Annotated in this window: 25 protein-coding genes and 1 tRNA gene; 10 read left to right on the forward strand and 16 right to left on the reverse strand. The window is 55.7% G+C overall.

The genetic code is table 11. The features are described 5' to 3' along the window. Positions 1-292 precede the first annotated feature (292 nt). Together nrdD and nrdG are read left to right on the forward strand one after the other, a co-directional pair. Positions 293-2,452: an anaerobic ribonucleoside-triphosphate reductase gene (gene nrdD, locus EL294_RS07320; protein ID WP_126466179.1), complete on the forward strand. Its 2,160-nt coding sequence runs from the start codon at positions 293-295 to the stop codon at positions 2,450-2,452. 4 nt (positions 2,453-2,456) lie between these two features. Continuing rightward, a complete protein-coding gene (gene nrdG, locus EL294_RS07325; RefSeq protein WP_126466180.1) occupies positions 2,457-2,957 on the forward strand; it encodes an anaerobic ribonucleoside-triphosphate reductase activating protein in 501 nt (166 codons plus the stop codon). A gap of 57 nt (positions 2,958-3,014) precedes the next feature. Here the strand turns inward: nrdG and EL294_RS07330 are convergent, their stop codons facing one another. From EL294_RS07330 to EL294_RS07340, 3 genes are all read right to left on the reverse strand, one after another. Next, complete coding sequence (locus EL294_RS07330; RefSeq protein ID WP_164715261.1) at positions 3,015-3,713, reverse strand: DUF554 domain-containing protein; 699 nt, start codon at positions 3,711-3,713, stop codon at positions 3,015-3,017. Further along, complete coding sequence (locus EL294_RS07335; protein WP_126466182.1) at positions 3,710-4,498, reverse strand: DNA-3-methyladenine glycosylase family protein; 789 nt, start codon at positions 4,496-4,498, stop codon at positions 3,710-3,712. Before EL294_RS07335 ends, EL294_RS07330 begins: the two co-directional genes overlap by 4 nt. Positions 4,499-4,564: 66 nt before the next feature. After that, positions 4,565-5,209: a redox-sensing transcriptional repressor Rex gene (locus EL294_RS07340; RefSeq protein ID WP_126466183.1), complete on the reverse strand. Its 645-nt coding sequence runs from the start codon at positions 5,207-5,209 to the stop codon at positions 4,565-4,567. A gap of 163 nt (positions 5,210-5,372) precedes the next feature. Here EL294_RS07340 and EL294_RS07345 point away from each other — a divergent pair, with 163 nt between their 5' ends. Next, positions 5,373-7,271 (forward strand): ABC-F family ATP-binding cassette domain-containing protein, encoded by a 1,899-nt coding sequence (locus EL294_RS07345; protein WP_126466184.1) that lies wholly within the window; start codon positions 5,373-5,375, stop codon positions 7,269-7,271. Between the two features lie 462 nt (positions 7,272-7,733). Here the strand turns inward: EL294_RS07345 and tsaD are convergent, their stop codons facing one another. The 4 genes from tsaD to tsaE are packed head-to-tail and all read right to left on the reverse strand — an operon-like array spanning position 7,734 to position 10,301. Next, on the reverse strand, positions 7,734-8,729 hold the full coding sequence (gene tsaD, locus EL294_RS07350) for a tRNA (adenosine(37)-N6)-threonylcarbamoyltransferase complex transferase subunit TsaD (protein ID WP_126466185.1): 996 nt from the start codon (positions 8,727-8,729) through the stop codon (positions 7,734-7,736). A 1-nt stretch (position 8,730) separates the two neighbouring features. Beyond that, positions 8,731-9,174 carry a ribosomal protein S18-alanine N-acetyltransferase gene (rimI, locus tag EL294_RS07355; RefSeq protein ID WP_164715262.1) on the reverse strand — a complete coding sequence of 148 codons (444 nt, stop codon included), beginning with the start codon at positions 9,172-9,174 and terminating at the stop codon, positions 8,731-8,733. Next, complete coding sequence (gene tsaB / locus EL294_RS07360; protein WP_126466187.1) at positions 9,143-9,856, reverse strand: tRNA (adenosine(37)-N6)-threonylcarbamoyltransferase complex dimerization subunit type 1 TsaB; 714 nt, start codon at positions 9,854-9,856, stop codon at positions 9,143-9,145. Before tsaB ends, rimI begins: the two co-directional genes overlap by 32 nt. After that, on the reverse strand, positions 9,837-10,301 hold the full coding sequence (gene tsaE, locus EL294_RS07365; RefSeq protein ID WP_126466188.1) for a tRNA (adenosine(37)-N6)-threonylcarbamoyltransferase complex ATPase subunit type 1 TsaE: 465 nt from the start codon (positions 10,299-10,301) through the stop codon (positions 9,837-9,839). The genes tsaB and tsaE overlap by 20 nt, the downstream gene beginning before the upstream one ends. Positions 10,302-10,432: 131 nt before the next feature. On the opposite strand from tsaE, the gene EL294_RS07370 reads away from it, so the two are divergent. Next, positions 10,433-10,807 carry a VOC family protein gene (locus EL294_RS07370; protein ID WP_126466189.1) on the forward strand — a complete coding sequence of 125 codons (375 nt, stop codon included), beginning with the start codon at positions 10,433-10,435 and terminating at the stop codon, positions 10,805-10,807. 27 nt (positions 10,808-10,834) lie between these two features. Here EL294_RS07370 and EL294_RS07375 read toward each other — a convergent pair whose 3' ends face one another. Further along, positions 10,835-11,359 (reverse strand): nitroreductase family protein, encoded by a 525-nt coding sequence (locus tag EL294_RS07375; protein ID WP_126466190.1) that lies wholly within the window; start codon positions 11,357-11,359, stop codon positions 10,835-10,837. Between the two features lie 291 nt (positions 11,360-11,650). Here EL294_RS07375 and EL294_RS07380 point away from each other — a divergent pair, with 291 nt between their 5' ends. Then, positions 11,651-12,076 (forward strand): CAMP factor family pore-forming toxin, encoded by a 426-nt coding sequence (locus EL294_RS07380; protein ID WP_164715263.1) that lies wholly within the window; start codon positions 11,651-11,653, stop codon positions 12,074-12,076. Then, positions 12,058-12,708, forward strand: a complete 651-nt coding sequence (locus EL294_RS07385) for a hypothetical protein (RefSeq protein WP_232006521.1) — start codon at positions 12,058-12,060, stop codon at positions 12,706-12,708. Before EL294_RS07380 ends, EL294_RS07385 begins: the two co-directional genes overlap by 19 nt. A 70-nt stretch (positions 12,709-12,778) precedes the next feature. On the opposite strand, the gene EL294_RS07390 is transcribed toward EL294_RS07385, so the two are convergent. After that, positions 12,779-14,014, reverse strand: coding sequence for a S1C family serine protease (locus EL294_RS07390; RefSeq protein WP_126466193.1), 1,236 nt, complete (start codon positions 14,012-14,014; stop codon positions 12,779-12,781). Between the two features lie 110 nt (positions 14,015-14,124). Here EL294_RS07390 and EL294_RS07395 point away from each other — a divergent pair, with 110 nt between their 5' ends. Together EL294_RS07395 and EL294_RS07400 are read left to right on the forward strand one after the other, a co-directional pair. Further along, positions 14,125-14,799, forward strand: coding sequence for an MBL fold metallo-hydrolase (locus EL294_RS07395; RefSeq protein ID WP_164715264.1), 675 nt, complete (start codon positions 14,125-14,127; stop codon positions 14,797-14,799). Between the two features lie 10 nt (positions 14,800-14,809). After that, positions 14,810-15,334: a nitroreductase family protein gene (locus EL294_RS07400; RefSeq protein ID WP_126466195.1), complete on the forward strand. Its 525-nt coding sequence runs from the start codon at positions 14,810-14,812 to the stop codon at positions 15,332-15,334. Between the two features lie 114 nt (positions 15,335-15,448). Here EL294_RS07400 and EL294_RS07405 read toward each other — a convergent pair whose 3' ends face one another. The 4 genes from EL294_RS07405 to EL294_RS07420 all read right to left on the reverse strand — a co-directional run bounded on the left by EL294_RS07405 (position 15,449) and on the right by EL294_RS07420 (position 19,221). Then, positions 15,449-16,297, reverse strand: a complete 849-nt coding sequence (locus tag EL294_RS07405; RefSeq protein ID WP_126466196.1) for a 3-hydroxybutyryl-CoA dehydrogenase — start codon at positions 16,295-16,297, stop codon at positions 15,449-15,451. Positions 16,298-16,327: 30 nt separating this feature from the next. Beyond that, positions 16,328-17,107 carry an enoyl-CoA hydratase-related protein gene (locus EL294_RS07410; RefSeq protein ID WP_126466197.1) on the reverse strand — a complete coding sequence of 260 codons (780 nt, stop codon included), beginning with the start codon at positions 17,105-17,107 and terminating at the stop codon, positions 16,328-16,330. 27 nt (positions 17,108-17,134) lie between these two features. Continuing rightward, the gene (locus EL294_RS07415) at positions 17,135-18,316 is read right to left on the reverse strand and encodes an acetyl-CoA C-acetyltransferase (RefSeq protein ID WP_126466330.1); all 1,182 of its coding nucleotides are present in this window, start codon (positions 18,314-18,316) and stop codon (positions 17,135-17,137) included. A 332-nt stretch (positions 18,317-18,648) separates the two neighbouring features. Beyond that, complete coding sequence (locus tag EL294_RS07420) at positions 18,649-19,221, reverse strand: HD domain-containing protein (protein ID WP_232006473.1); 573 nt, start codon at positions 19,219-19,221, stop codon at positions 18,649-18,651. Positions 19,222-19,280: 59 nt separating this feature from the next. Between EL294_RS07420 and EL294_RS07425 the strand changes: the two genes are divergently transcribed. Further along, positions 19,281-19,354 (forward strand) — tRNA-Gly (locus tag EL294_RS07425). A 24-nt stretch (positions 19,355-19,378) separates the two neighbouring features. Here the strand turns inward: EL294_RS07425 and EL294_RS07430 are convergent. After that, positions 19,379-19,888 carry an adenine phosphoribosyltransferase gene (locus EL294_RS07430; protein ID WP_126466198.1) on the reverse strand — a complete coding sequence of 170 codons (510 nt, stop codon included), beginning with the start codon at positions 19,886-19,888 and terminating at the stop codon, positions 19,379-19,381. Between the two features lie 79 nt (positions 19,889-19,967). On the opposite strand from EL294_RS07430, the gene EL294_RS07435 reads away from it, so the two are divergent. Beyond that, positions 19,968-21,917 (forward strand): fructose-1,6-bisphosphatase, encoded by a 1,950-nt coding sequence (locus EL294_RS07435; RefSeq protein WP_164715265.1) that lies wholly within the window; start codon positions 19,968-19,970, stop codon positions 21,915-21,917. A 53-nt stretch (positions 21,918-21,970) separates the two neighbouring features. Here EL294_RS07435 and EL294_RS07440 read toward each other — a convergent pair whose 3' ends face one another. Together EL294_RS07440 and EL294_RS07445 are read right to left on the reverse strand one after the other, a co-directional pair. Beyond that, the gene (locus tag EL294_RS07440; RefSeq protein WP_126466200.1) at positions 21,971-22,453 is read right to left on the reverse strand and encodes a ferritin; all 483 of its coding nucleotides are present in this window, start codon (positions 22,451-22,453) and stop codon (positions 21,971-21,973) included. A gap of 31 nt (positions 22,454-22,484) precedes the next feature. Continuing rightward, positions 22,485-22,748 (reverse strand): hypothetical protein, encoded by a 264-nt coding sequence (locus tag EL294_RS07445; protein ID WP_126466201.1) that lies wholly within the window; start codon positions 22,746-22,748, stop codon positions 22,485-22,487. Positions 22,749-22,761 lie beyond the last annotated feature (13 nt).

Here is a 22,761-nt window from a genome sequence, read left to right on the forward strand (position 1 = left end):
TATAATACCACATTTTTGTTGCTTGTAAACCGCTCCTCGGGCAAAAAAATTTGTCCCGCTAGAAAGCGCCACCTGTGGCGGATCGCGGGCCGATGGATACAACTATGTATGTGTTTTGCCGCCTTCCATGCTTTATTGTTCCCCTTTCCTCCTATATACTAGGGGTACTTGTCCCCTCCCCGGGACGAGTTCTGTTTACACCGTCCGCGGCCCTCAACACCCGCGGGCATTCCGGATATAGTGATCGGAACGCAATCTGCCTCTGAATCATACCGGAAAGGAAGTTTTATAGATGCGCAATCTGACCATCGTAAAACGAGACGGTCGCATCACCGGATTCGACCGCGAAAAAATCGTCGTCGCCATCGAAAAGGCCATGCACTCCCCCACGGGGTACTTTGTGCCGGGCCAGGGCGAGGACATTGCAAGAGAAATCGAAGACGAGATTCTGGACGGAAATTTGGAATCCACCGTCTATCAGGTGGAACGACGGGTCTTCGAAAAGCTAATCGAAAAATCCAATATCACCACGGCAAAAGCGTACGAGAGCTACCGCTCGGTACAGTCCTTTAAGCGCGAAACCAACTCTACGGACCGCTCGATCATCGGGCTGTTGACCTATTCCGAAAAGGACATTATGGACGAAAACTCCAACAAAAACGCCGTGGTGGTCTCCACCCAACGGGATCTGATCGCAGGCGAGGTGTCCAAGGACATCACCCGGCGTAGGATCCTGCCCGCGGACATCGTCACCGCCCACGATTCCGGGGCCATTCACGTCCACGATATGGACTATTTTATTCAGCCCATGTTCAACTGCTGTCTGATCAATCTGCGGGATATGCTGAAAAACGGCACCGTCGTGAACGGCAAAATGATCGAATCCCCCAAGAGCTTTCAGACCGCCTGTACCATCACCACCCAAATCATCGCCCAGGTGGCATCGGGCCAATTCGGCGGCCAGTCCATCAACGGAATCGACCGCATCCTCGCGCCCTATGTGCGCCGTTCTTTCGAGAAGTATTTGCGCGCGGCGATCGAGGAACAGACCGAGATCTACGGCATGGACGCGCCGGATGTCGAAAAGGCGGAGGCGGTGGCGTGGCGCCGCACCAAGCGCGAGATCAAAAGCGGGGTACAGACCATTCAGTACCAGATCAACACGCTGATGACCACCAACGGCCAGGCGCCCTTTGTGACCTTGTTTATGTACTGTAAGCCCGAGGACGAATACGCCTACGAGGCCGCTTTGATTACCGAAGAGATCCTGCGCCAGCGGATCGAGGGCATCAAAAACAAGGACGGGGTACACGTCACCCCCGCCTTCCCCAAGCTGATCTATGTCTTGGACGAACACAATATGTACGAAGACAGCCCCTACTACTACCTTACCCGCCTGGCGGCGGAGTGTACGGCAAAGCGCATGTATCCGGACTATATTTCCGCCAAAAAGATGCAGGAAATCTACGAAGGCAATGTGTTTTCGCCCATGGGCTGCCGCTCGTTCCTCTCTCCCTGGAAGAACGCAGACGGCGAATACGTCTTCGACGGTCGCTTCAATATGGGCGTGGTCAGTTTGAATCTGGCACAGATCGGCATTCTCGCCGCAGGGGATGAAGACGCGTATTTTCGGATTCTCGAAAAGCGCTTAGACATCGCGAAAAAGGCGCTTATGCACCGCTACGACCTCTTAAAGGACGTCACCAGCGACGTATCGCCCATCCACTGGCAAGACGGCGCCATCGCCCGCCTCGCCCCCGGCGAAAAGATCACCCATCTGTTAGAGGGCGGCTACTCCACGCTCTCTTTGGGCTATATCGGCCTATACGAGGCGTCGAAATGCGTCACCCATAAGAGCCACACCACCCCCGAGGGCCGTGCCTTTGCGATGAAGGTCATGCACACCCTTCGCGATGCGGTGGACGGCTGGAAGGAAGAGACCGGACTGGGCTTTGCCCTCTACGGCACGCCGGCGGAGTCGCTGACCCACCGCTTCTGTTCCATCGACCGGGCGACCTACGGCGAGATCGAAGATATTACCGACAAGGGATTTTATACCAACAGCTATCACGTAGACGTGCGCGAAGAGATCGACGTGTTCTCGAAATTCGTCTTCGAAAGCGAGTTCCAAAAGATCTCCACCGGCGGCTGCATCAGCTACGCGGAGATCCCCAATATGGCGAACAATATCGAGGCGATCCTCACCATGATGCGCTACATTTACGATCACATTTCCTATGCGGAGTTTAACACCAAGTCGGACTACTGCCACAAATGCGGCTTCGACGGCGAGATCCTCGTCAACGAAGCCGGCGACTGGTACTGTCCCCAGTGCCACAACGACGACCGCAACGCCCTTACGGTGATTCGCCGCACCTGCGGCTATTTGGGCGAAAACTTCTGGAACGAAGGACGCACCAAGGAAATCGACGCCCGCGTCCTCCACATTTAGCGCCATGACCAAATTCGGACGCTGCGCGCAAATTCGGACGCTGGATGTGGCAAACGGCGAGGGCATTCGCGTGTCAGTCTTCGTGACCGGCTGCTCCCACGGCTGCAAGGGTTGCTTTAACGCCGCCTACCAAGATCCCGCCTATGGCGATCGGTGGACCGACGCACAAACAGAGGCGCTGATCGCGGCCCTCGCGCGGCCGCAGATCGCGGGGCTTACCCTCTTGGGGGGCGAGCCCATGGAAAATCTGTGGCTCGTCCCGGTGCTGGAGGCGGTGCGAGAACAAGTGGATACGAATATCTGGATCTACTCGGGCTATACCTTTGAGGAGATCCTCCGGGATCCCGCCAAGCGCGCCCTGCTTGCTTTGACCGACGTGCTGGTGGACGGCCCCTTTGTGGAGGCCGAAAAGGACTTGCGCCTCGCCTTTCGGGGGAGCGCCAACCAAAGGATCCTGGATGTAAAAGAGAGTTTGAAGACAAAATCCCCCGTCTTCAGAGCCTAAAAGACGCCTCCCCGGCCATGCCGCGAGAGGCGTTTTTTGTCGCAAAATTTATGGTTTTTAGAAAAACCCCATCATCCAGCGGATCAAAATGGGCAAGAAAAACGAAGGCAACATATTGGCGATGCGCACGTCTTTGATCTCCGAAAGGCCCAAGCCGATGGCAAAGATCATAATGCCGCCGACCGCTGTGAGATCGGCCATCAGCGCCTCGCCGATCAAGGGCGCAAGCGTCGTCGCCATCAGCGTGATCGCGCCTTGATAGATAAAGACGGGAATCGCCGAAAGGGCGACGCCGAAGCCCATGGTGGAGGCAAAGACCACCGAGGTGAGCCCGTCGAGGGCGGCCTTTACCAAAAGCACCTCGTTGTCGCCGTTCATACCCGCCTGCAGGCTTCCCACGATCGCCATCGAGCCGACGCAAAAGAGGATGCTCGCCTGTACCCCGGCAGACACCGGCCCCATAGCGCCTTTGTCGGTTTCGCTTCTTCGAAACTTGGCGTCTACGGTCTCGCCGAAGCGGCGAAAGGCGGCGTCGATGTCTAAGGCGGTGCCGATCGCCGTGCCCACGGCCATCGAGACGATCACGATCAAAAATTCGTCCGCCCCCATTCCCATCTGGGCGCCCATCACCATCACGCAGAGGGCGAGGGCGATCATAATCTGTTTTTGTACCCGCTCGGGGATGCGATTTCCGATCAATGTGCCGAGGCCCGCGCACAATACGATGGCGACGGCGTTTGCAATGACTCCGATCACGGCTTCCTTCCTTTCTCTCTTTCCGACACAAATAACAACTGCTGCACATAGCCCGCATAGGGGCCGAATCGCCGCACGCCGTAGCGGCACATCGCCTCGCGGGAAGGAAATTCCCCGAAGCGCGCCATCGCCTTGGCGATCCAGGTATCCACGGGAAAGGCGTCGAGCTTGCCGTAGCCGAAGAGCAAAATACAATCGGCGACCTTGGGTCCCACGCCCGAAAGCGTCTTCAAATACGCCTTCGCCTCGGCATAGGACAGGTCGTACGGGGCGTTTATATCGAATGCGCCCGATGCGACCTTCTCGGCCGTCTCGACGAGATAGCGGTCGCGGTAGCCCGCCCCCAGCGCCCGCAGATGCGCCGGATCCAGGGCCGCCGTCGCTGCGGGAGAGGGCAGGGCGAATGCCGCCCTCCCTTCGTATTCCGCCAGTTGCTCGCCATAGGTCTCGGCCAGGGCGAGGACGGTGTTTTGAATCCGCCCGAAGTGGTTGTTCGCCGAGAGGATAAAGGCGACGATCGCCTCCCAGGGATCTTGCCGCAGAATTCGAAGGGATAGGTAGGCGCGAAGATCACGGAGATCCTCCGCTTCTAAAATATGCCGGCGGATCGGGCCGTAATTTCGCCCGGCGTCGACAAAGCGGCGAAAGCGGTCCCGATCTCCCACCAGACCCTCTTTCGTGAGGAAAAAGGCGTCCGCGCCGTTTGCCATGGCGACGACGCCATTTTCTTCTTTCCAATGGAAGTACTGCCCGCTGTTTAGCAGACTCTGTAAGGCTTTGTTCACGTCGATCCGCTCGTTTCTAAGTAAATCGGTATAAAAATAAGGGCGTGGTCGTACCACCCGCCCCTGTTATCGATCCTGTTCCGTCAGATAATAGCTCAATGTCAAAAGGCTGTCCGTCAGACGAATGTTCTCGACGATCACATCTTCCGGCGCCTCCAGATCCTCCGGCGCGAAGTTCCAGATGCCGCGAATCCCCGCCGCCACCAGGCGATCGGCGACGGCCTGTGCCCCGATCTTCGGCAAGGTCAAGATGGCGACGCTGACTTCGGGATGTTTCTTCAAAAACTCCTCGAGCCGCGCGACGGATTTTACCTTGTGCTCGCCGATATAGGTGCCGACCACGCGCTCGTCGCGGTCGAACATGGCGACGATCTCGAATCCGCTCTCCAAAAATCCGCGGTAGTTGCTGATGACGCTCCCCAAACGCCCCGACCCGATAATTACGGTCTTATAGACAGTCGAGATGCCCAATATATTTTCCAGTTCGGATTTGAGTACGGTTACCTTATAGCCGTAGCCCTGTTGCCCGAATCCCCCGAAGTTGTTCAGGTCCTGGCGAATCTGCGAGGCGGTAAAGCCGGTTAAGTCGCTCAGTTCCTGCGAAGAGATGCGGTCTTCTCCTTTTTCGTGGAGTTCGCTTAAATATCTATGGTATTTCGGCAACCGACGGATGACGGTTTCCGATACTTTATTCTTTGTATTTTCTGCCACTTCTATCACCTTTCAACGTACTGTCGGAGGCATGAACCTAATTCCCTCTCATTATAGTATACAGAAGTCCATCTCGTTTGAAAAGACTTTCACATATAAATCACAGGCGCTTTTTCTGCCGCCCGTTTTCTGCTATGATACCTGTAGATTAGGGAGGAATACAATGGCAATCGTATCGGCGCGCAATTTGACAAAGACCTTTTACATAGAGCCCATTTTCGAGGGCATCGGCTTTCGAATCGAAGAGGGCGAAAAGATCGGACTGATCGGCAACAACGGCAGCGGAAAGACGACCTTGATGGAGATTTTGGCGGGCACACTGAGCCCCGACGAAGGGGAACTCGCTTTCGCCAAGGACCTGCACATCGGCTATCTGTCGCAGCACGTCGCCGTCACCCCCGGAGCGAGCATATACGAGGAGTGTATGGCGTCGTTTCGCGCGGTGATCGAGATCGAACACGAAATGCGCCGCATGGAAGAGGAGATGGCGCATTTGGAAGGAGACGCGCTCGAGTCGCTGATCCACCGCTACCAAAATGCGCGCGATCTCTACGAAGAGAGCGGCGGCTACGCCCGCGAAAGCGCCGTATTGGGAGCGCTGCGGGGGCTGGGCTTTTCGGAAGCGGAAATGCAGATGGACGCCTCTACCCTATCCGGCGGCCAAAAATCCCGCCTCGCCCTCGCCAAGCTGCTCTTGCACCGTCCCGATCTCCTGTTGCTGGACGAGCCCACCAACCACCTGGATATGGAGTCGATCGCCTGGCTCGAAAAATTCCTGAAGGCCTTTGGCGGCGCCGTGGTGGTCATCAGCCACGACCGCTACTTTCTCGACAATGTGGCGGATCACATCTTGTTTTTACACGACAAGCGCCTCGACGGCTATCGGGGGAATTACACCAACTTTGTGCGCCGCCGTCGCGAAGAAGTGGCGCGGCAAAAACACGCCTATGAAATGCAGCAGCGGGAAATCAAGCGCCAGGAAGAAATCATAAAGCGCTACAGTTCCTGGAACCGGGAGAGGAGCGTAAAGGCCGCCCGCAGCCGGCAAAAACAGTTGGATAAGGTAGAGCGGCTCGAAGACGTCACCGCAAGCCGCACCATGACCCTCGCCTTCGAACCCGAAAAAGAGAGCGGAAAAGACGTCCTCCTCCTGGAAGAGGCGGGAAAGGCATTCGGCGAAAAGACGCTATTCTCGCACGTGTCCTTTCCCGTCTATAAGGGCGAGCGCGTGGGGCTGATCGGCCCCAACGGAATCGGAAAGAGTACGCTCTTTAAGATGATCCTCAAAGAGACCGACACCACCGAAGGCACCGTGCACCTCGGCAAGGGCGTCGAGATCGCCTATTTCGACCAGGAGATGGCGACCTTGGACGATGCCAAGACGGTGGCCGAGGAGCTCTGGGATCGCTATCCGAAGCTCGACCGGTTTCAGATCCGCTCGTATTTGGCGCGCTTTCTCTTTACCGGCGACGACTTGGAAAAACAGGTGGGGGACCTTTCCGGCGGGGAAAAGGGACGGCTTTCGCTGTTGATCGTCATGCTGAGCGGCGCGAATTTTCTCTTGCTGGACGAGCCCACCAACCACCTGGATATCGACAGCAAGGAAGCGCTGGAAGATGCCCTCAAGGACTACACGGGCACGGTGCTTACCATCAGCCACGACCGCTATTTCTTAAACAGCGTCACCGACAAGACCGTCTGCCTGCTAAAAGACGGGGTCTTTCTCGTCGAGGGCAATTACGATTACTTCCTCGAAAAGTGGGAGGCCGCCCACGAAGAACCGGAAGAGGAGGAGGCGGTCTCCAAGACGCAGATCGCCAAGGAAAAGAAAAAAAACCGCGCGCGCCAAAAAAACGAGCGCAAGCGCCGGGCGGCGGTGCGCAAGCTGGAGGAGGAAATCGCAACCCTCGAGGCGGATCTGCAAGCGCTGGATGCGGCGCTCGCAGAACCCGAAACCTATGCGGATCACGAGCGCGCCCTTTCCCTTGCCGCCGATCGCGAGCGACTGCAAGAGGCGCTCGATCAAAAATACGAAGAATGGATGGAATCTTCCGAAGCGTAGTGCGCTTCGGATTTTTTTGTGCGCCGTTTACACGCCCTTAAATCGGGCTTTGTAAGGGAAAAGGCCTTCCAAATTTCTAAGTTGCACTTTTTTCCCTTATCTTCCCCATTCTCAATGCTCTTTGCCATTTCCGCGGACGGCGAGAAATTCCGCAATCCACATCTTTCCCACAGTATGCACAGAGTTATGCACATCTCCACCGTGGATTTCTCGACATTCCACAGAGTTATCCACTTTATCCACAGACTTATACACGAATTACCCACAGTTTTCACACGACATTGTGCCCGTCATATTTTTCTCGAAGAGAGCGGAGCATTCTGCGATTTTCCCGCAACCTTGCACTATTTTTCCCTTGCGCCCGTTGATTCTCAATATCGATGCGTAAAATTTCGGTAAAATTGCGCCTGCCGATTCTCTAGGAAAAATGCCCACAAAAAAAGCGGGGTGTCCCGCTTTGTATCAATCTAAGCCCAGATTGGGATCGGCAAAGATCGGACTGTCTTCTCCCTTTTTGTAGCTGTAATAGCCCACGGAGGCGATCATGGCGCCGTTGTCGGTGCACAACACGGGGTCGGGATAGTAGATCGAGATTCCCTGTCGCGCGCCCCGCGCTTCCATGGCGCGGCGCAGACCCGAGTTGGCGCTCACGCCGCCGGCGAGGACGATAGTCTTCTCGCCCAGCGCTTCGGCGAGGCGGAAGGTCTTTTCCACCAGCACGTCCACCACCGCCTGCTGAAAAGAGGCGGCCATATTTTCTATCACAATCTCTTCGCCCTTTTGTCTGTGTTTGTTGATTTCGTTTAAGACGGCGGTCTTGAGCCCCGAGAAGCTGAAATCGTAGCTGTCCGCCTCCAACATCACCCGGGGCAGATCGTAGGTCTCTTCGCCCTTTTGGGCGAGTCGGTCGATCACCGGTCCGCCGGGATAGCCGATCTCCATCGCCCGGGCGACTTTGTCGAAGGCCTCCCCGGCGGCATCGTCGCGCGTCTTTCCGTAGAGGGTAAAGTCGATATAGTCGTGTACGTGGATCAGATAACTGTGCCCGCCCGATACGATCAGCCCCACAAAGGGCGGCTCGAGATCCGCATGGGTCAGGTAGTTGGCGCAGATATGCCCGCGGATGTGGTTGACCCCCACAAAGGGTTTGTTCGTCGCCAAGGCGAGGCCGCGCCCGGCGGTAAGGCCCACCAAAAGCGCGCCGATAAGCCCCGGACCCCGGGTGGCGGCGATCACGTCGATATCGGCGAGATCCACCCCCGCTTCTTCCAAGGCGAGATCGAGCATGGGCAAAATGGCGGAGACGTGCTTTCGCGAAGCGATCTCGGGCACCACGCCGCCGAAGAGGCGATGGATCTCGATTTGCGAGGAGATCATATTCGACAGAATCTTGCGCCCGTCTTCCACCACCGCGACGGAGGTCTCGTCGCAGGAGGATTCGATTCCCAAAGTCAACATATTACCACCTCTTCCAATAGATCAAGCCGTCGCGTTTTACGTCGGCGTAGTAGTTCTTGCGCACGCCCTCCACCCGAAAGCCCAAAGATTCGTAGAGGACGATGGCGGGGTAGTTGTCGTCGCGCACCTCGAGGGTGGCGCTCGTCATCTCTTTTTCATACAGGGAAAACAGATAGTGGTTCATCATATAGCGCCCGTAGCCGTTGTTGCGGAACTCTTCTCGAATGGCGACATTGCCGATATGTGCCTCGTCGCCCAAGAGAAAGGCGCCCACATAGCCGATCACCACGTCGTGATAGAGGAGCACCTCGTAATAGGCGAGGGGATTTTCCAGTTCGCGCTTCCAACCCCCTTCGGTCCAGGGATTGGTAAAGCTCTCCTGCTCGATGGCGATAATCTCGTCGAGATCCGCCTCATTCGCTTGTCGCATTGTCAGATTGTCCATGTTTCCTCCTGTATTCCCGCATCGCCTGGGACGGCCGCAGATAATTGGGCTCCAGGGCATAGGGATTGTCCGGCCCCTTTTCGCGGTAGCGCGCCTCGGCGAGATAGGCGATGTATTCCGCCCGCACCTTTCCCAAGGGGTCGGGATAGAGCACGAGATCCGGACGCGCCGCGGCGAAGTCGTCGCGATACGACAAGAGCCCATCGCCCAAGAGCACCGCGCCCTCGCTCGCCGCTTCCGCCACCGCCTCTACCGAGCGGGCGTCGTCTTCGCTGATGCGCAACAGCCGTCCGCCCGCGCCGCGCCGAAAGCGGCTGCAGTAGACGCGATTTCGGCGGGCGTCGAGTACGGGGATAATCTCCTCCCCTTCCGCCGCCTGCGACGCAAGCGCCTCGAGGGTCGATACCCCCACCAGGGGAATGTTCGAAGCGCGGGAGAGGATTTTGGCGAGTACCACCGAGATCCGAAGGCCCGTAAACGAGCCGGGCCCCGTCCCCGTCGCGATCAGATCCATATCGGCGATCTTCAGGTCCAAACCGTTTAACATTCCCTCGATCATGCCGATTAGGGTCTCGGAGTGAGACAGCGTACTGTTGATCGCGGATTGGGCGAGCTTTTTTCCGTCTTCGACGACGGCACAGGTCGCCTCCATCGTGGCGGTATCAAAGGCGAGTGTCTTCATACTTCGCCACCTCCTGTTCCAATTCCTTGCCCCGCGGCCCCACGCCCTTTGCGGTGATTTCTCGGGTGGTTTCGTCGATCCGCCGAAATTCGAGGACCAAATAATTTTCGGGCAGGCTCTCTTCGATCAAATTCGCCCACTCGATGGCCGACACCGCGGCATCGCCCAACAAATCCTCGCCGCCCACCTGAAAGAAATCCTCCTCGTCGCGGAGGCGGTACGCGTCGAAATGGTAAAGCGGCGGATCGCCCTTATAAATATTTACGATGGCAAAGGTGGCGCTGGTCACATCGCCGTGAAAGCCCATGCCCTCCGCGAGCGCCTTGACGAAGGTGGTCTTTCCCGCGCCCAAATCGCCGATGAGGGCGAGAATATCATAAGCCTTGACCCGCTCTCCCAAATAGCGGCCCAATGCTTCGGTTTTGTCTTGTCCGTTGAGTATCATTGCTTCCCTCCTAAACTGTAATTATATCCAATTTTGGCGACAGAAAAAAGCGGCGACAGGCTTTTGGCATCTGTCTCGAGGATTCGGGGCGAATTCGGGTATCTTTTGAACGATCTATAAAGGAGGTAGCTATGCAAACACTGACCGTACGACTCTATGTCGACGACCCCGATGCCGCATCGTACTTTTATCTCGACCTGTTTCGCGCATCGATCGTCCATCGATTCGAATACGAGGGAAGGGCCGATCGGATCGAGATGGAAATCGAAGGCGTGCCCTTTACGCTGATTCGCTATCCGGGTCCCAAAATCCCCGCGAACTGCCTGGAATTTCAGGTGGCGGTCGAAAAGGACCGGCTCGCTTCCCTCTATGCGGATGCCCTGGAACGGGACGCCGTCGCCATAGAAGCGCCCGCCACGTGCACCGAAGTGTGGGAGACGACGGCGTGCTTCGACGATCCCTTCGGTTTTCGCTGGAACCTCTATCACAAAGACGACGAGATATAAAAAACGCCCTCCGAGAGGAGGGCCCTTTTACTGTCCGAATCGCTCGTCGTGGCGGGGACTGTCCGCGCGCTCTTTTCGGGCGGCCGGCGTCTCGGCGGGATGGCCCACGGCAAGAACGCAGCCGACATAATATCTATCCGGCACATCCAGGAGCTTGCGCACATACTCGGCGCTTTCGATCCCATCTTGGGTGCGGGCGCCGTCGACATGGATCCAGCAGGAACCCAGACCCAGATCCGCCGCGGCATACTGCATAGTGATCGCGGCGATGGCGGCATCGTGGACATAGGTGCCCTTGCCATTTTCGGTATCGGCGAGTACCGCTATGGCGAGCGCCGCCCCGGCAAGTGGCGCACTGCCCACCGGCTTCAGCTCCGACAAAAGCGCGAGCGTCTTGGGATCGCGTACCATTACAAACTCCACAGGTCGGCGGTTCATCGCGGAGGGCGCATTCAATGCCGCCTCGGCGATCAGATCCATATCTTTGATATCCACCGGCTCGTCGGTGAATTTTCGAATACTTCTGCGCCTTTCGGCCAAATCCAAAAACATAGTATCACCTCGTATATTTTATACCCGAAAGTCGATCGGTTCTCCCGTTTGTACCGTCGAACGCCGCATTTCTATGTCTCTTTATGTAATATATGGGTAAAGTTTTCGGTAATATAGGTGTTTTGCAGGCAAATCACTTTAATGTACCGCCGCCCGAGAGTGTACTATTAGACACCGGAATCACAATTACAGGAATTGTTTCTAATTATTTTCCGATTCGTTGCCGGCGTACGAGTAGTTTTATATATTCAGACGCCCGATCCTTAGGACGTTTGTCAAAGGAGGATGATGATGAAGAACAAAAAGAAAATTTTGTCCGTCGCACTGGCCGCTTCCCTCGCCCTGCAGATGAATGTGCCGGTAATCGCACATGCCGCCGAAGCCGATGCGCCGAAGCGCCCTGCCATCGGCAGCCGCCTTTCTGCGGGCATTTTGGACTTGTCGAATGAAAGCATCGTCGGCAAATTGATCGCACGGCTCAAGGCCTACCAAGCGGAAACCACAGGCCCCCGCTACGAATTGGCGACGACGGCGATCGAAAGCACCACGATTGCGACGCGGGATCTGCGCATGAAGCCCGAGACGGTACACCGCCGCATCGGATTTGAAATCACCCGTGCGGTCGGCTATCTGGCAGAGCATCGAAAGACGCCATTCAAAAAGAAACCGAACGCCTACAAGCCGTCACCCAAGAAGGGATCGATTCCCCCGATCTGACCGCCGACGACTACGCCACGATGTATATAAAAGAGGATTCCCTGCGGGTGGACATCCGCCAAGCGCGCAAATACCGCAGCCAAGAATTGGCAGGCCCCCTGAAAAAAGAACTCCGCCAAAAGCTCACCGAATATATCCACGATGCGGATCGTCTGTTGGCGAAAAACCGCATTACCACCGGCGAAGTTTGGGAATACGCGCTCCTCTTCCAACAACAGTTCCAAGAAATCAAGACCGCCAATGAAGGAATTTCCGCAGAAATCGCAGAAATCGACGCGGCCAAAGAAATCTTGGCAGAGGCCATCGAAAAGGGCACCGCACTCCGCAAAGAAGCCACCGGCACAGAACACGCAGAACTGCGCCGCGCATTGGGCAAGGCACTGGCCGAAGCACGCGCCGTAAAAAACGATGCTAGCGCCTCTAAGGAAGCCGTAGACGCACAAATCGAAGCCTTGGATGCGCTTTTAGAAACGGCAACCGATGCGCTCGCCACCGAATCTCCCGAAGAAGTCGCTGAAGACGCCGAAGAAGCCGTCGACGCGGAAGACAATGGCGAAGACGCGGCTATAGAAGGCGAAGAAACCGGAGAAGCCGAAGTCGCACCCGACGTCGAAAAAGTGCCCGCCGAATAAAACAAGGCAAAGCGCGCAACAAAAAAAGGCCGCATGGCCTTTTTTTGTTGCCTTTTGTATGCATTACCGCTTATCCCAAGGGCGGGAAAAATCCCCGTCGCTTTCTGCTGTTTTCGGTGGGCGCCTGCGGAGCCTGGTAGTCGGTAAAGGTGAGGTCGACGACGAGTTCTTTGCCGTCTCGCATCAATGTGAGCTTCACCGCATCGCCCGGCTTGTACTTATAGAGTTCCCTGCGCAGCTGCGCCATGGATTCGATCTCCCGGTCGCCCATTTTTAGGATAATGTCGTTGACCTGCAGTCCCGCCGCCGCGGCCGGGCTGTCGGCCTGTACGCCGCCGACGAGGACGCCCTTACCGTCGGTTCCCAAATCGTAGCCGCTTCGCTCTACGGCGCTTACGCTATAGCCGCCGATCCCCACGGAGACGGAGCGGAAGTCGCCGGTCTTGATGACCTGCTCGATAATGGGCTTGGCGGTGTTTACGGGAATGGAAAAGCCCAATCCCTCTGCCGTGGCGATCTTGACCGAGTTGATCCCCACGACCTCCCCTTCGCTGTTTAAGAGGGGGCCGCCCGAATTGCCCTGGTTGATGGAGGCATCGGTTTGAATCAAGCCGTCCATATAATTGCCCTGCACTTCGCCGATGCTCCGGTTCAGACCCGAAATCACCCCTGCCGTTACCGAACGCTGAAAGTCTAGCCCCAGCGGGTTTCCGATGGCGACGGCGATCTCGCCGATATTGATGCTGTCGCTGTCGCCCATTTTCAAGGGGCTCAGACCCGTGCGGTCTACCTTGACGAGCCCCAAATCCATCGTGGTATCGGACCAGACGACCTTGCCCTCGGTTTCGGAGCCGTCGTTAAACAACACTTTTACGGTGTTGTCCGCCGCCCCCACCACGTGGGCGTTGGAGAGGATATAGCCGTCCTCGGCAATCACAAATCCGCTGCCGCTTCCCTCTACGGCCATGGGGCCCATCGGCGTGTTTTGCGTCATCGAGGTGGTGATCCCCACCACCGAAGGCATAGCGGCCTCCGCCACCGATTCTACGATACCCGCCTGATGATCGCGGTCCTGTTTTTTCACATTCTTTTCTTGCTTGCCTTGTGCCGGCGACGCCATAATGCCCTCGGACACACGCGGCGTATCCATCATGCGGTAGGTTACGAATCCTCCCGCCACGCCGCCCAATAGGGCAAAGATCAGCGCCCAAAGAATCCAGACCCCCGCGCCGCGCCGCTTGGGTTTTGTGTTGTATTCGTAAGTATAGCGTCTTGTATCTCTATTTTCGTTTTCGTTCGGTTCCATCGTACGCTCCTTTCTTACACTGTATGCTAACTATACCCCCGTCATTTGATTATTTGGTGAAACCTTTACTAAGATTTGTATTTGGGTATATAGATCTGGAGGAGGGATCTATGAAGGTTCAGTTTATTCATCACAGCTCGTATCGCATCGAAACCGCCGACCGCGTATTGGTCTTCGACTACACCGAAGGGCCGCTCGATCTGCCCACGGACAAGGCGATCTATTTTGTCGCCACCCACGGCCACGGCGACCATTTCAACCCCGAGATCTATCGCCATAGGGACCGGGCGCAGTATATCCTGTCCTTCGACATCGACGATCCCATCGAGGACGCGCATATTTTGCATACGGACGAAACCATCGAGGTCGACGGCATGGTCTTTCACGGCTTCGGCTCCACCGACGAGGGCCTGAGCATTCTCGTAGAAATCGACGGCAAGACAATCTACCATTCCGGCGATTTGAACTTTTGGCTCTGGCCCCGCTACTCGGCCGAAGACATCGAGGCCATGGCACAGGATTTTATGCGCGAAGCGGACAAGGCCGCGGCGTTTGCCCCCATCGACGTGGTGATGGGCATCGTCGATCCCCGTATGAAGGATTTTTATTATCTCAGCAGCGAATACTTTTTGCGTAAGCTCAAACCCCGCCACTTTTTTCCCCTGCATTTGTGGGGCGACTTTCCGTTGTCGCAGGCCTTTCGCGACAAATTCGAAGAGGCCTATGCGACGGAAATTCACAGTCTGAAAGAAGACGGCGAGGTCTTTGACATAAATATTCAATAAGGAGGCAGTTATGGAACTGAAAGAACGAATCTTAAAGCGCCGGGCGGTACGCAAATACGTCCCCGGGGAAACCATGGATCGCGACACTTTGCTCGAGGTGTTGATGTATGCGTCGATGGGCCCCAGCAAGGGCAATGCCCACCCGGTGGAATTCCTATTGGTGGAAGACGAGGAAAAGAAGCGCAAGCTGGCGGCGATCAAGCGCTACGGCACCAAATACCTATCCGATGCGCCCCAAATCCTGATCGTCATGGGCAACACCAGCGTCGACTCCACCTGGGTGGAAGAGGCGAGCATCGCGGCGAGCTACTTGGGCCTGCTCTTAGAAGAAGAGGGCTTCGGCTCCAGTTGGGTGAACATCCGCGACCAAAAGACCCAAGAGGGCGAAGACGCCGAGGCGGCGGTCAAGAAGTTGTTTAACATTCCACCGGAATACGGCGTGCTGGCGCTGATCCCCTTCGGCAAGCAAGACGAACGCCTGCCCAAGAGAAAGCCCTTCGACGCGTCGGAAAAACTCCATACGGATTCTTTCTAATCCGCAAAATCCCCGGGAGACCGGGGATTTTTTCTACCTTTTCTATAGACAGCAAAAAGAGCGACCCCTGCGGTCGCTCTTTTGTCTGTGCATTGCGGGAGAAGGAATTTCTTCTTATTTGCTGTAATCGAAGAAACCTTGACCGGATTTGCGGCCCAGCTTGCCGCCGCGAACCATCTTTCTGAGGAGGATGTGTGCGCGGTATTTGCTGTCGCCGAATTCATTGTAGAGTACGTCCATAATCGCGAGGACGACGTCGAGACCTACCAAGTCGCCCAGTGCCAAGGGTCCCATGGGGTGGTTGGCGCCGAGTTTCATGGCGGTGTCGATGTCTTCGGCAGAGGCGATGCCTTCTGCGTAGATGCCGATGGCTTCGTTGATCATCGGGATCAGGATGCGGTTCACTACGAAGCCGGGGGCTTCGTCGACTTCGACCGGGGTCTTGCCGATGGCTTCGGAGAGCTCGATGATGGCCTTCTTGGTTTCTTCACTGGTGTTGATGCCGCAGATGACTTCGATGAGTTTCATCATGGGAACCGGGTTGAAGAAGTGCATGCCGATGACTTTGTCGGGGCGGTTGGTTACCGCTGCGATGTCGGTGATGCTCAAAGAAGAGGTGTTGGTGGCGAGGATGGTCTTTTCGTCGCAGAGCTCGTCACATTGTTTGAAGTAGTCTTTTTTGATTTCCGGATCTTCGGAAGCGGCTTCGATGATGAGATCGCAGTCGGAAAGGTCTTTGAAGTCTTCGACGATGGAGATGCGCTTCATAGCGGCGTCCATGTCTTCTTGGGTCATTCTTTCCTTGCTTACGTTTTTGGCGTAGGCTTTTTCTACCTTCCCGGTGATCTTGTCGATCTTTTCTTGGGTGAGATTTCTACTCTTGATCACCACTTCGTGTCCCGTAGCCGTAACTTGTACGATGCCCAGTCCCATAGTACCGGAACCGATAACTCCGATTTTCATGAATGTCCTCCTATTCCAATCAATTAACGATTACTTTCCTTGAAATTCAGGGGCTCGTTTGCCCAAGAATGCCGCCATGCCTTCCTTTTGGTCGTCGGTGGCGAAACACAAAGCAAAGGCGGATTTTTCGATGTCCATACCCGTGTGGATGTCCGCTTGTATGCCGTCTACGATGGCGGCCTTTGCGTAGGAAACGGACTTGGATCCCTTAGATGCGATGGTATCGGCCATGCGCTTGGCTTCGTCCATCAGCTCTTCGGGCGCGACGACGGCGTTGACCAGACCGATTTCATAGGCGCGATCGGCCTTGATGTTTTTCGCCGTATAGATCAATTCCTTGGCGATGCCCACGCCGACCGTTCTCGGCAGTCTTTGGGTGCCGCCGAATCCCGGGGTGATGCCCAGGCCCACTTCGGGTTGGCCGAATACGGCCTTTTCGGAGGCAATGCGGATATCACAGGCCAAAGACAGCTCGCAGCCGCCGCCCAGGGCGAATCCGTTGACCGCGGCGATAACGGGTTTGGAGAGATGCTCGATCAACATAAAGGTGTCCATGCCCAGCTTTGCAAAGGCGTGTGCTTCGGCCGCGTTTAAGGGTTGCATTTCCGAAATGTCCGCACCGGCGACGAAGGCCTTGCCTTCGCCGGTGAGGATGATCACTTTGATTTCGTCGTCCCCGTCGAGTTCCTGAAAGCAACGGTTGAGTTCCGTCAATACGTCGGAATTCAGCGCGTTTAAGCTCTTGGGTTTGTTAATGGTGACGGTGGCGACGGCGTCTTCTCGTTCGACGATTAGATATTGAAAGTCCATATAGGCACTCCTTTTCTGTCCGCAGTTTTATCTTTCTACGGTCATTGCGGTACCCATACCTCCACCGATACAGAGGGTAGCAAGACCCTTCTTGGCGTCGCGTCTCTTCATTTCATACAACAAGGTGGTGAGGATTCTCGTACCGGATGCACCGATGGGGTGACCGATTGCGATGGCACCGCCGTTGACATTGGTCTTTTCCGGATCGAGGCCGAGGGTCTTGGAAACGGCGCCTGCTTGTGCGGCAAAGGCTTCGTTGGCTTCGACCAGGTCGAGTTCGGAGAATTCCCAGCCAGCTTTTTCCAATGCCTTGGTGGAAGAGGGGATCGGGCCGGTACCCATAACCTTGGGATCTACCCCGGCGGATGCGTAGCTTATGATCTTTGCCATGGGTTCCAAGCCGAGTTCTTTCGCCTTGTCTTCGCTCATTACGATAACCATCGCTGCACCGTCGTTAATACCCGATGCGTTGGCGGCGGTAACGGTACCGTCTTTAATAAATGCGGGCTTCATGCCGCTGATGCCTTCTTTGGTTACGCCGTCGCGGATGTATTCGTCTTTGTCGACTACGGTGACCTTGCCCTTACGGCCCTTTACTTCTACGGCGACGATTTCTTCGTCGAAAGTACCGTCTTCGCGCGCCTTGCTGGCTCTTTGTTGGCTGACGGCGGCGATTTCGTCTTGTTGGTCTCTAGTGATGTCGTATTCTTTTGCTACGTTTTCTGCGGTAACGCCCATGTGGTAGTCGTTAAAGGCATCCCACAGACCGTCTTTGATCATTTCGTCGACGAGCTTCTTTTCGCCCATGCGAGCGCCCCAACGCGCGTCGTTTAAGATAAACGGAGCACCGGACATGGATTCTGTACCGCCCGCCAATACGATGTCCGCGTCGCCGGCTTTGATGATTTGTGTCGCGAGGGAAACCGCGCGCAGACCAGAACCGCATACCTTGTTTAGGGTCATGGCCGGGGTGGTTTCGGGCAGACCTGCGTGTAAAATGATTTGGCGTGCCACGTTTTGGCCGAGACCGGCTTGCAGAACGTTACCGATAACGGCTTCTTCTACGTCTTCGGGCTTGATGCCTGCGCGTTCGATCGCCGCTTTTGCCGCCACGACGCCGAGGTCCACGGCACTTACGTTTTTGAATGCGCCGCCAAAAGAGCCGACCGGCGTTCTTGCTGCACTTACGATTACAACATTTTTCATTATATAGCCTCCCTTATTTTCTACGAAGATCTCGTGGACCTTCTGAAAGTGTTTTCCAGCTTCTATCTGCATTATAAATTGTAAAAGCAGCTTCGTCAATAGATTTGGGTAAAATTTGTTAATTTTTTTTCAAGAGAAACGGCGTTTCAAACCGCATGGTTTTGGGATAATTATTTTTTACACAAAGTCGAAATCGCTAAAACGGCGTCAATTTTCCCAATTCGCTATATATTTAACACTCCCTTTATCTTATAGGAAAAGGATTTGCAAAATTTTCACCTGGTTTTACAGTCCCATAAAAAAAGAAGACGAGTGCAAATTCGTCTTCGTCTTCATTATATATCTGTCGTATCTTCGGCGCGTGCCGCCTCGCCCTTTTGCATGCCCGCCAAGGTCATCGCCAAGAGCGCATCGATCTCCATGCCCAAAAGGGCCGCCCCGCGCTCGATCAGATCGCGGTCGCAGCCGGCCGCAAATTTGCGGTCCTTAAATTTTTTCTTTACGCTCTTCAAATTCATGTCCAAAGTCGACCGGCTGGGCCGCATCTGTTTGGCGGCAAAAATAATGCCCGTCAATTCGTCGGTCGCATAGAGCACGCGGTCCATCTCGTTTTCGGGCTCGTGAGGCGTACCGGTCATGGCCCAACCGTGGCTCATGGCGGAGCGGATCATCTCTTCTTCCACCCCCTCGGCGCGGAGGATCTCCTCGCCGGCGATACAGTGCCGATCGGGGTGCAGCTCGTAGTCGACATCGTGGAGAATCCCCACCGCCCGCCAATACTCGATGCGATCGGGATCGATCGTCTCGGCAAAATGCGCCAAGACATCGCCCACCGCCCGGGCGTGCTCGATATGGTAGGTGTCCTTATTGTATTTTTTGACCAGCGCCATGGCCTCTGTTGCATTCACGGAAATTCCCTCCAGACTTGACAGCAATTTTCGCGAGGAGTAAAATATTCGTCATACACGCGGGTGTAGCTCAGTGGCAGAGCCTCGGCTTCCCAAGCCGATCGCGAGGGTTCGATTCCCTTCACCCGCTCCAGGACCCTAGGGGTCCTTTTTTTATTTAGTAGTGCAGTACGCTCTCTACCGGACGCGCGATGCGGCTGCGCCCGTTCAATGCGTCGAGTTCGATCAAAAATACGAATGCCTCCACCTCGCCGCCCAAGGATTCTACCAGCTGCTGGGCAGCGAGGCTCGTGCCGCCGGTGGCCAAGAGATCGTCGACGATCAGTACCTTTTCTTTTGGCGCGATCGCATCTTCGTGGATCTCTATGCCGTCGTTTCCGTATTCCAGGTCATAGGTGACGCTGCGTTTTTTATATGGGAGCTTGCCGGGTTTTCGGATGGGGACAAAACCCACGCCCAGTTCCAAAGCGAGGGGCGTGCCCAACAAAAAACCCCGGGCCTCGATGCCCACGACTTTGTCGACCTCGTAGCGGCGCGCCGCCTCGGCCATGCGCCGAATGGCTTCTCGAAAGGCGTCTTTGTCCTTTAAGAGGGTGGTGATGTCCCGAAAGGTGACGCCTTTTTGGGGATAGTCTTCGATGCTTCTGATTGATTCTTTTAAATCCATGTGCCCTTCCTTTCTCCCCTTCAGTATAGCATTTTTTCAGGTTCCGAGAAACGGGTATAAGAAAACGGGAGGGATCTGCATGCAAAACATCGACGCATCCAATATGAAATACTACCGCCTTTTGGCGAAACAATATCCGGACCGCAAGCGGGCGCTGGGGGAAGCCGCCCTGAGCGAAGGGGCGCTCCTTTTGCCCAAGCCTACCGAACACTTCGTCAGCGATCTGCACGGGGAATTTCGCCCCTTTGCCCACGTGATCCGAAACGCATCGGGGGTGCTGCGCCGCTATATCGACGAACTGTTTCCCCAAAAATCCGAAGAAGAAAAACGGCGCCTCGCCACCATTCTCTACTATCCCAAGACGAAACTTCGGGCGCTGGAGGGGGAGATGGAGCGGAGCGCCTATGAAGCGCTGCTCTTAGAGACCCTCGGGGATATGATTCTCGTGGCGAAGCGGGTGGCGGCTAAATACGATCACCGAAAGATCGCCCGCGCCTTTCGCCCGAACCGCGCCGAGGTGCTCGACATTCTGCTCCTGGAGGAGCCGAGCTTTCGCCACAAGGAACAATACGTACATAGGGTGTATGAGTATATCGTGCGAACCGGCGAGGCGGAGGGCTATATCCGCGCGCTGGCAGATCTTTGCGTGCGCTTTGCCATCGAAACGCTCCACGTGATCGGCGACATTTACGACCGGGGCGAGGGAGCGGAAAAGATCGTCGACGCCCTGATGCACCACCCCAATGTCGATATCCAATGGGGCAATCACGACATCGCCTGGATCGGCGCGGCGGCGGGAAACTTTCCCCTCCTCGCCAATGTGGTTCGCATCGCCCTGCGCTACAATGTGCTCTCTACCCTCGAAGACGGCTACGGCATCAATCTGCTGCCGCTCTTCAACTACGCCAAACAATACGTGCCCACCGCGCCCTTTTACCCCCGCAATCCCGCGCCGGAGGCGGAGCGAAACGAGACGATTGCGCGCCTTCACAAGGCGATATCGGTGCTGCAGTTTAAGGCGGAGGGCCGGTTGATCCGAAGGCATCCCGAGTACGAAATGGACGATATGCTCCACCTACACCGCATGGACCTTAAGAAGAAGACCGTGACCGTGGGCGATGTGACCTATCCCCTGCGCGACGATGACTTCCCCACCGTCGATCCCGCCGATCCCTACGCCTTTACCCGAGAAGAAGAGGAAGTGGTAGAACGGCTGCGGGCGAGCTTTATGGGGAGCGAAAAGCTGAAGCGGCATATCCGCTTTATCGTCGATCGGGGCGGCATGTATAAAATCTGTAACGGCAATCTGCTGTTTCATGGCTGCATTCCCCTCGACGAAGCGGGCAATTTTCGAATGACCCGCTTTATGGGTCGGCCCCTGGCGGGAAAGGCGCTGCTCGATGCCCTCGACGATGCGGTGCGGATCGGCGTATTCGGCCACGGCGCGGCGCAGCAAGAAGCGGCGGATCTGATGCTCTATCTATGGTGCGGCACCGACTCGCCGCTTTTCGGCAAGAACCGCATCACCACCTTCGAGCGCTATTTTATCGAAGATCCCGAAACCCATTACGAAAAGAAGAACCCCTACTTCCGCCTGCGGGAAGACGCCGATACGGCAGAAAAGATCCTACACGCCTTCGGCCTCGACGATCCCCGCGCCAAGATCATCAACGGCCACACCCCGGTAAAGCGCGCCAAGGGCGAACATCCGGTCAAGGCAAACGGCAAGGTCATCGTCATCGACGGCGGCTTTGCCCGGGCGTACCAAAAGACGACGGGCACCTCGGGCTATACGCTGATCTCCAATTCCTACGGCATCCTCCTCGCCGCCCACGCGCCCCTGGCGAATGAGGCGGATCTAATCGAAGAAAATGTGGACATCACCTCGTCGATGGAGTTCGTCCTCGAATACGACGAGCGCCGCCTGCTGGAGGATTCCGACGCGGGCGATGCGCTCAAGGAAAAGATCCGCGATCTGTATACCTTGGCGGAACTGTACCGCACGGGCAAGCTCCGCGAAAGGCGATAAAGAAAATATGAGCATAAAAAAATCCGGCAAATGCCGGATTTTTTGTGTGCCGTTTATCTGTGGGCCAATTTTCCGTCGAGGATATAGAGGCCGCCCCAGTTTTCTTTGATACGTTCCAATTCCTGTACGAGATCGCGGAAGGTCTCTTCTTCTTCGCGTTGCTCTTCGATAAATTTGTTCAGAAATTGTTGGGTGTCCAAGCATCCCACTTCGATAGCGAGCTTGTAGATCTCTTTGATTCTACGGGTTACTTCTTTTTCGTGGTCCAAAGCGGCGCGGAAGGTGTCCTCGAAGTTGCCGTATTCTTTTTCGGGCTTCGGAATGCCTTCGTATACCGGCGTTTTGTCCATTTCGGAAATAAAGTCGTAGAACGCGCGGGCGTGTTCCATTTCTTCCTTGGCTTGTTCCACAAAGAAGTGGTTGAAGCCCTTCATGCCCAGGTCGTCTACATAGGCGGCCATGGCCATATAGATATAAGCGGATTCAATTTCGAAGTTAAACTGCTCGTTTAACTTTTGTGTCAATTCGTTAGACATACTTCCTCCTTAGAAAAAAAGTCTATACATTCTATACATACGGTTCATACACGCTATAAACTTTCATGCCGGACTGTACGAGACAGCGAACGACTTCCGGGATCTCTTCTACGGAAAGAAGCATACGGATCCCGTTATAGCGGAACGAACATCTGCCGTAATAGGGACTTTCGGTACGGTTCAGGAGATCCATAAGGGTATCCCGATTCTCATCCATATCCCCGATGTGAAAGAATACGTTCCGTTGACCCGGTTCTTTCACATTAATATTTTTAATTAAAAGCGTATCGTGCATGAACTCAACCCCC

Origin of the sequence: Aedoeadaptatus ivorii, assembly GCF_900638585.1 — a bacterium.
Taxonomy (GTDB): domain Bacteria; phylum Bacillota; class Clostridia; order Tissierellales; family Peptoniphilaceae; genus Aedoeadaptatus; species Aedoeadaptatus ivorii.

What these genes read in the sequence shown, in the direction of transcription:
- EL294_RS07445 (WP_126466201.1), bottom strand. Translation starts at nt 22,748, where the DNA reads ATGCACGATACGCTTTTAATTAAAAATATTAATGTGAAAGAACCGGGT.
- EL294_RS07375 (WP_126466190.1), bottom strand. Translation starts at nt 11,359, where the DNA reads ATGTTTTTGGATTTGGCCGAAAGGCGCAGAAGTATTCGAAAATTCACC.
- EL294_RS07390 (WP_126466193.1), bottom strand. Translation starts at nt 14,014, where the DNA reads ATGGAACCGAACGAAAACGAAAATAGAGATACAAGACGCTATACTTAC.
- EL294_RS07380 (WP_164715263.1), top strand. Translation starts at nt 11,651, where the DNA reads ATGAAGAACAAAAAGAAAATTTTGTCCGTCGCACTGGCCGCTTCCCTC.
- EL294_RS07405 (WP_126466196.1), bottom strand. Translation starts at nt 16,297, where the DNA reads ATGAAAATCGGAGTTATCGGTTCCGGTACTATGGGACTGGGCATCGTA.
- nrdD (WP_126466179.1), top strand. Translation starts at nt 293, where the DNA reads ATGCGCAATCTGACCATCGTAAAACGAGACGGTCGCATCACCGGATTC.
- EL294_RS07395 (WP_164715264.1), top strand. Translation starts at nt 14,125, where the DNA reads ATGAAGGTTCAGTTTATTCATCACAGCTCGTATCGCATCGAAACCGCC.
- rimI (WP_164715262.1), bottom strand. Translation starts at nt 9,174, where the DNA reads ATGGACAATCTGACAATGCGACAAGCGAATGAGGCGGATCTCGACGAG.
- EL294_RS07430 (WP_126466198.1), bottom strand. Translation starts at nt 19,888, where the DNA reads ATGGATTTAAAAGAATCAATCAGAAGCATCGAAGACTATCCCCAAAAA.
- EL294_RS07440 (WP_126466200.1), bottom strand. Translation starts at nt 22,453, where the DNA reads ATGTCTAACGAATTGACACAAAAGTTAAACGAGCAGTTTAACTTCGAA.
- tsaD (WP_126466185.1), bottom strand. Translation starts at nt 8,729, where the DNA reads ATGTTGACTTTGGGAATCGAATCCTCCTGCGACGAGACCTCCGTCGCG.
- EL294_RS07400 (WP_126466195.1), top strand. Translation starts at nt 14,810, where the DNA reads ATGGAACTGAAAGAACGAATCTTAAAGCGCCGGGCGGTACGCAAATAC.
- nrdG (WP_126466180.1), top strand. Translation starts at nt 2,457, where the DNA reads ATGACCAAATTCGGACGCTGCGCGCAAATTCGGACGCTGGATGTGGCA.
- EL294_RS07370 (WP_126466189.1), top strand. Translation starts at nt 10,433, where the DNA reads ATGCAAACACTGACCGTACGACTCTATGTCGACGACCCCGATGCCGCA.
- EL294_RS07345 (WP_126466184.1), top strand. Translation starts at nt 5,373, where the DNA reads ATGGCAATCGTATCGGCGCGCAATTTGACAAAGACCTTTTACATAGAG.
- tsaB (WP_126466187.1), bottom strand. Translation starts at nt 9,856, where the DNA reads ATGAAGACACTCGCCTTTGATACCGCCACGATGGAGGCGACCTGTGCC.
- tsaE (WP_126466188.1), bottom strand. Translation starts at nt 10,301, where the DNA reads ATGATACTCAACGGACAAGACAAAACCGAAGCATTGGGCCGCTATTTG.
- EL294_RS07435 (WP_164715265.1), top strand. Translation starts at nt 19,968, where the DNA reads ATGCAAAACATCGACGCATCCAATATGAAATACTACCGCCTTTTGGCG.
- EL294_RS07410 (WP_126466197.1), bottom strand. Translation starts at nt 17,107, where the DNA reads ATGGACTTTCAATATCTAATCGTCGAACGAGAAGACGCCGTCGCCACC.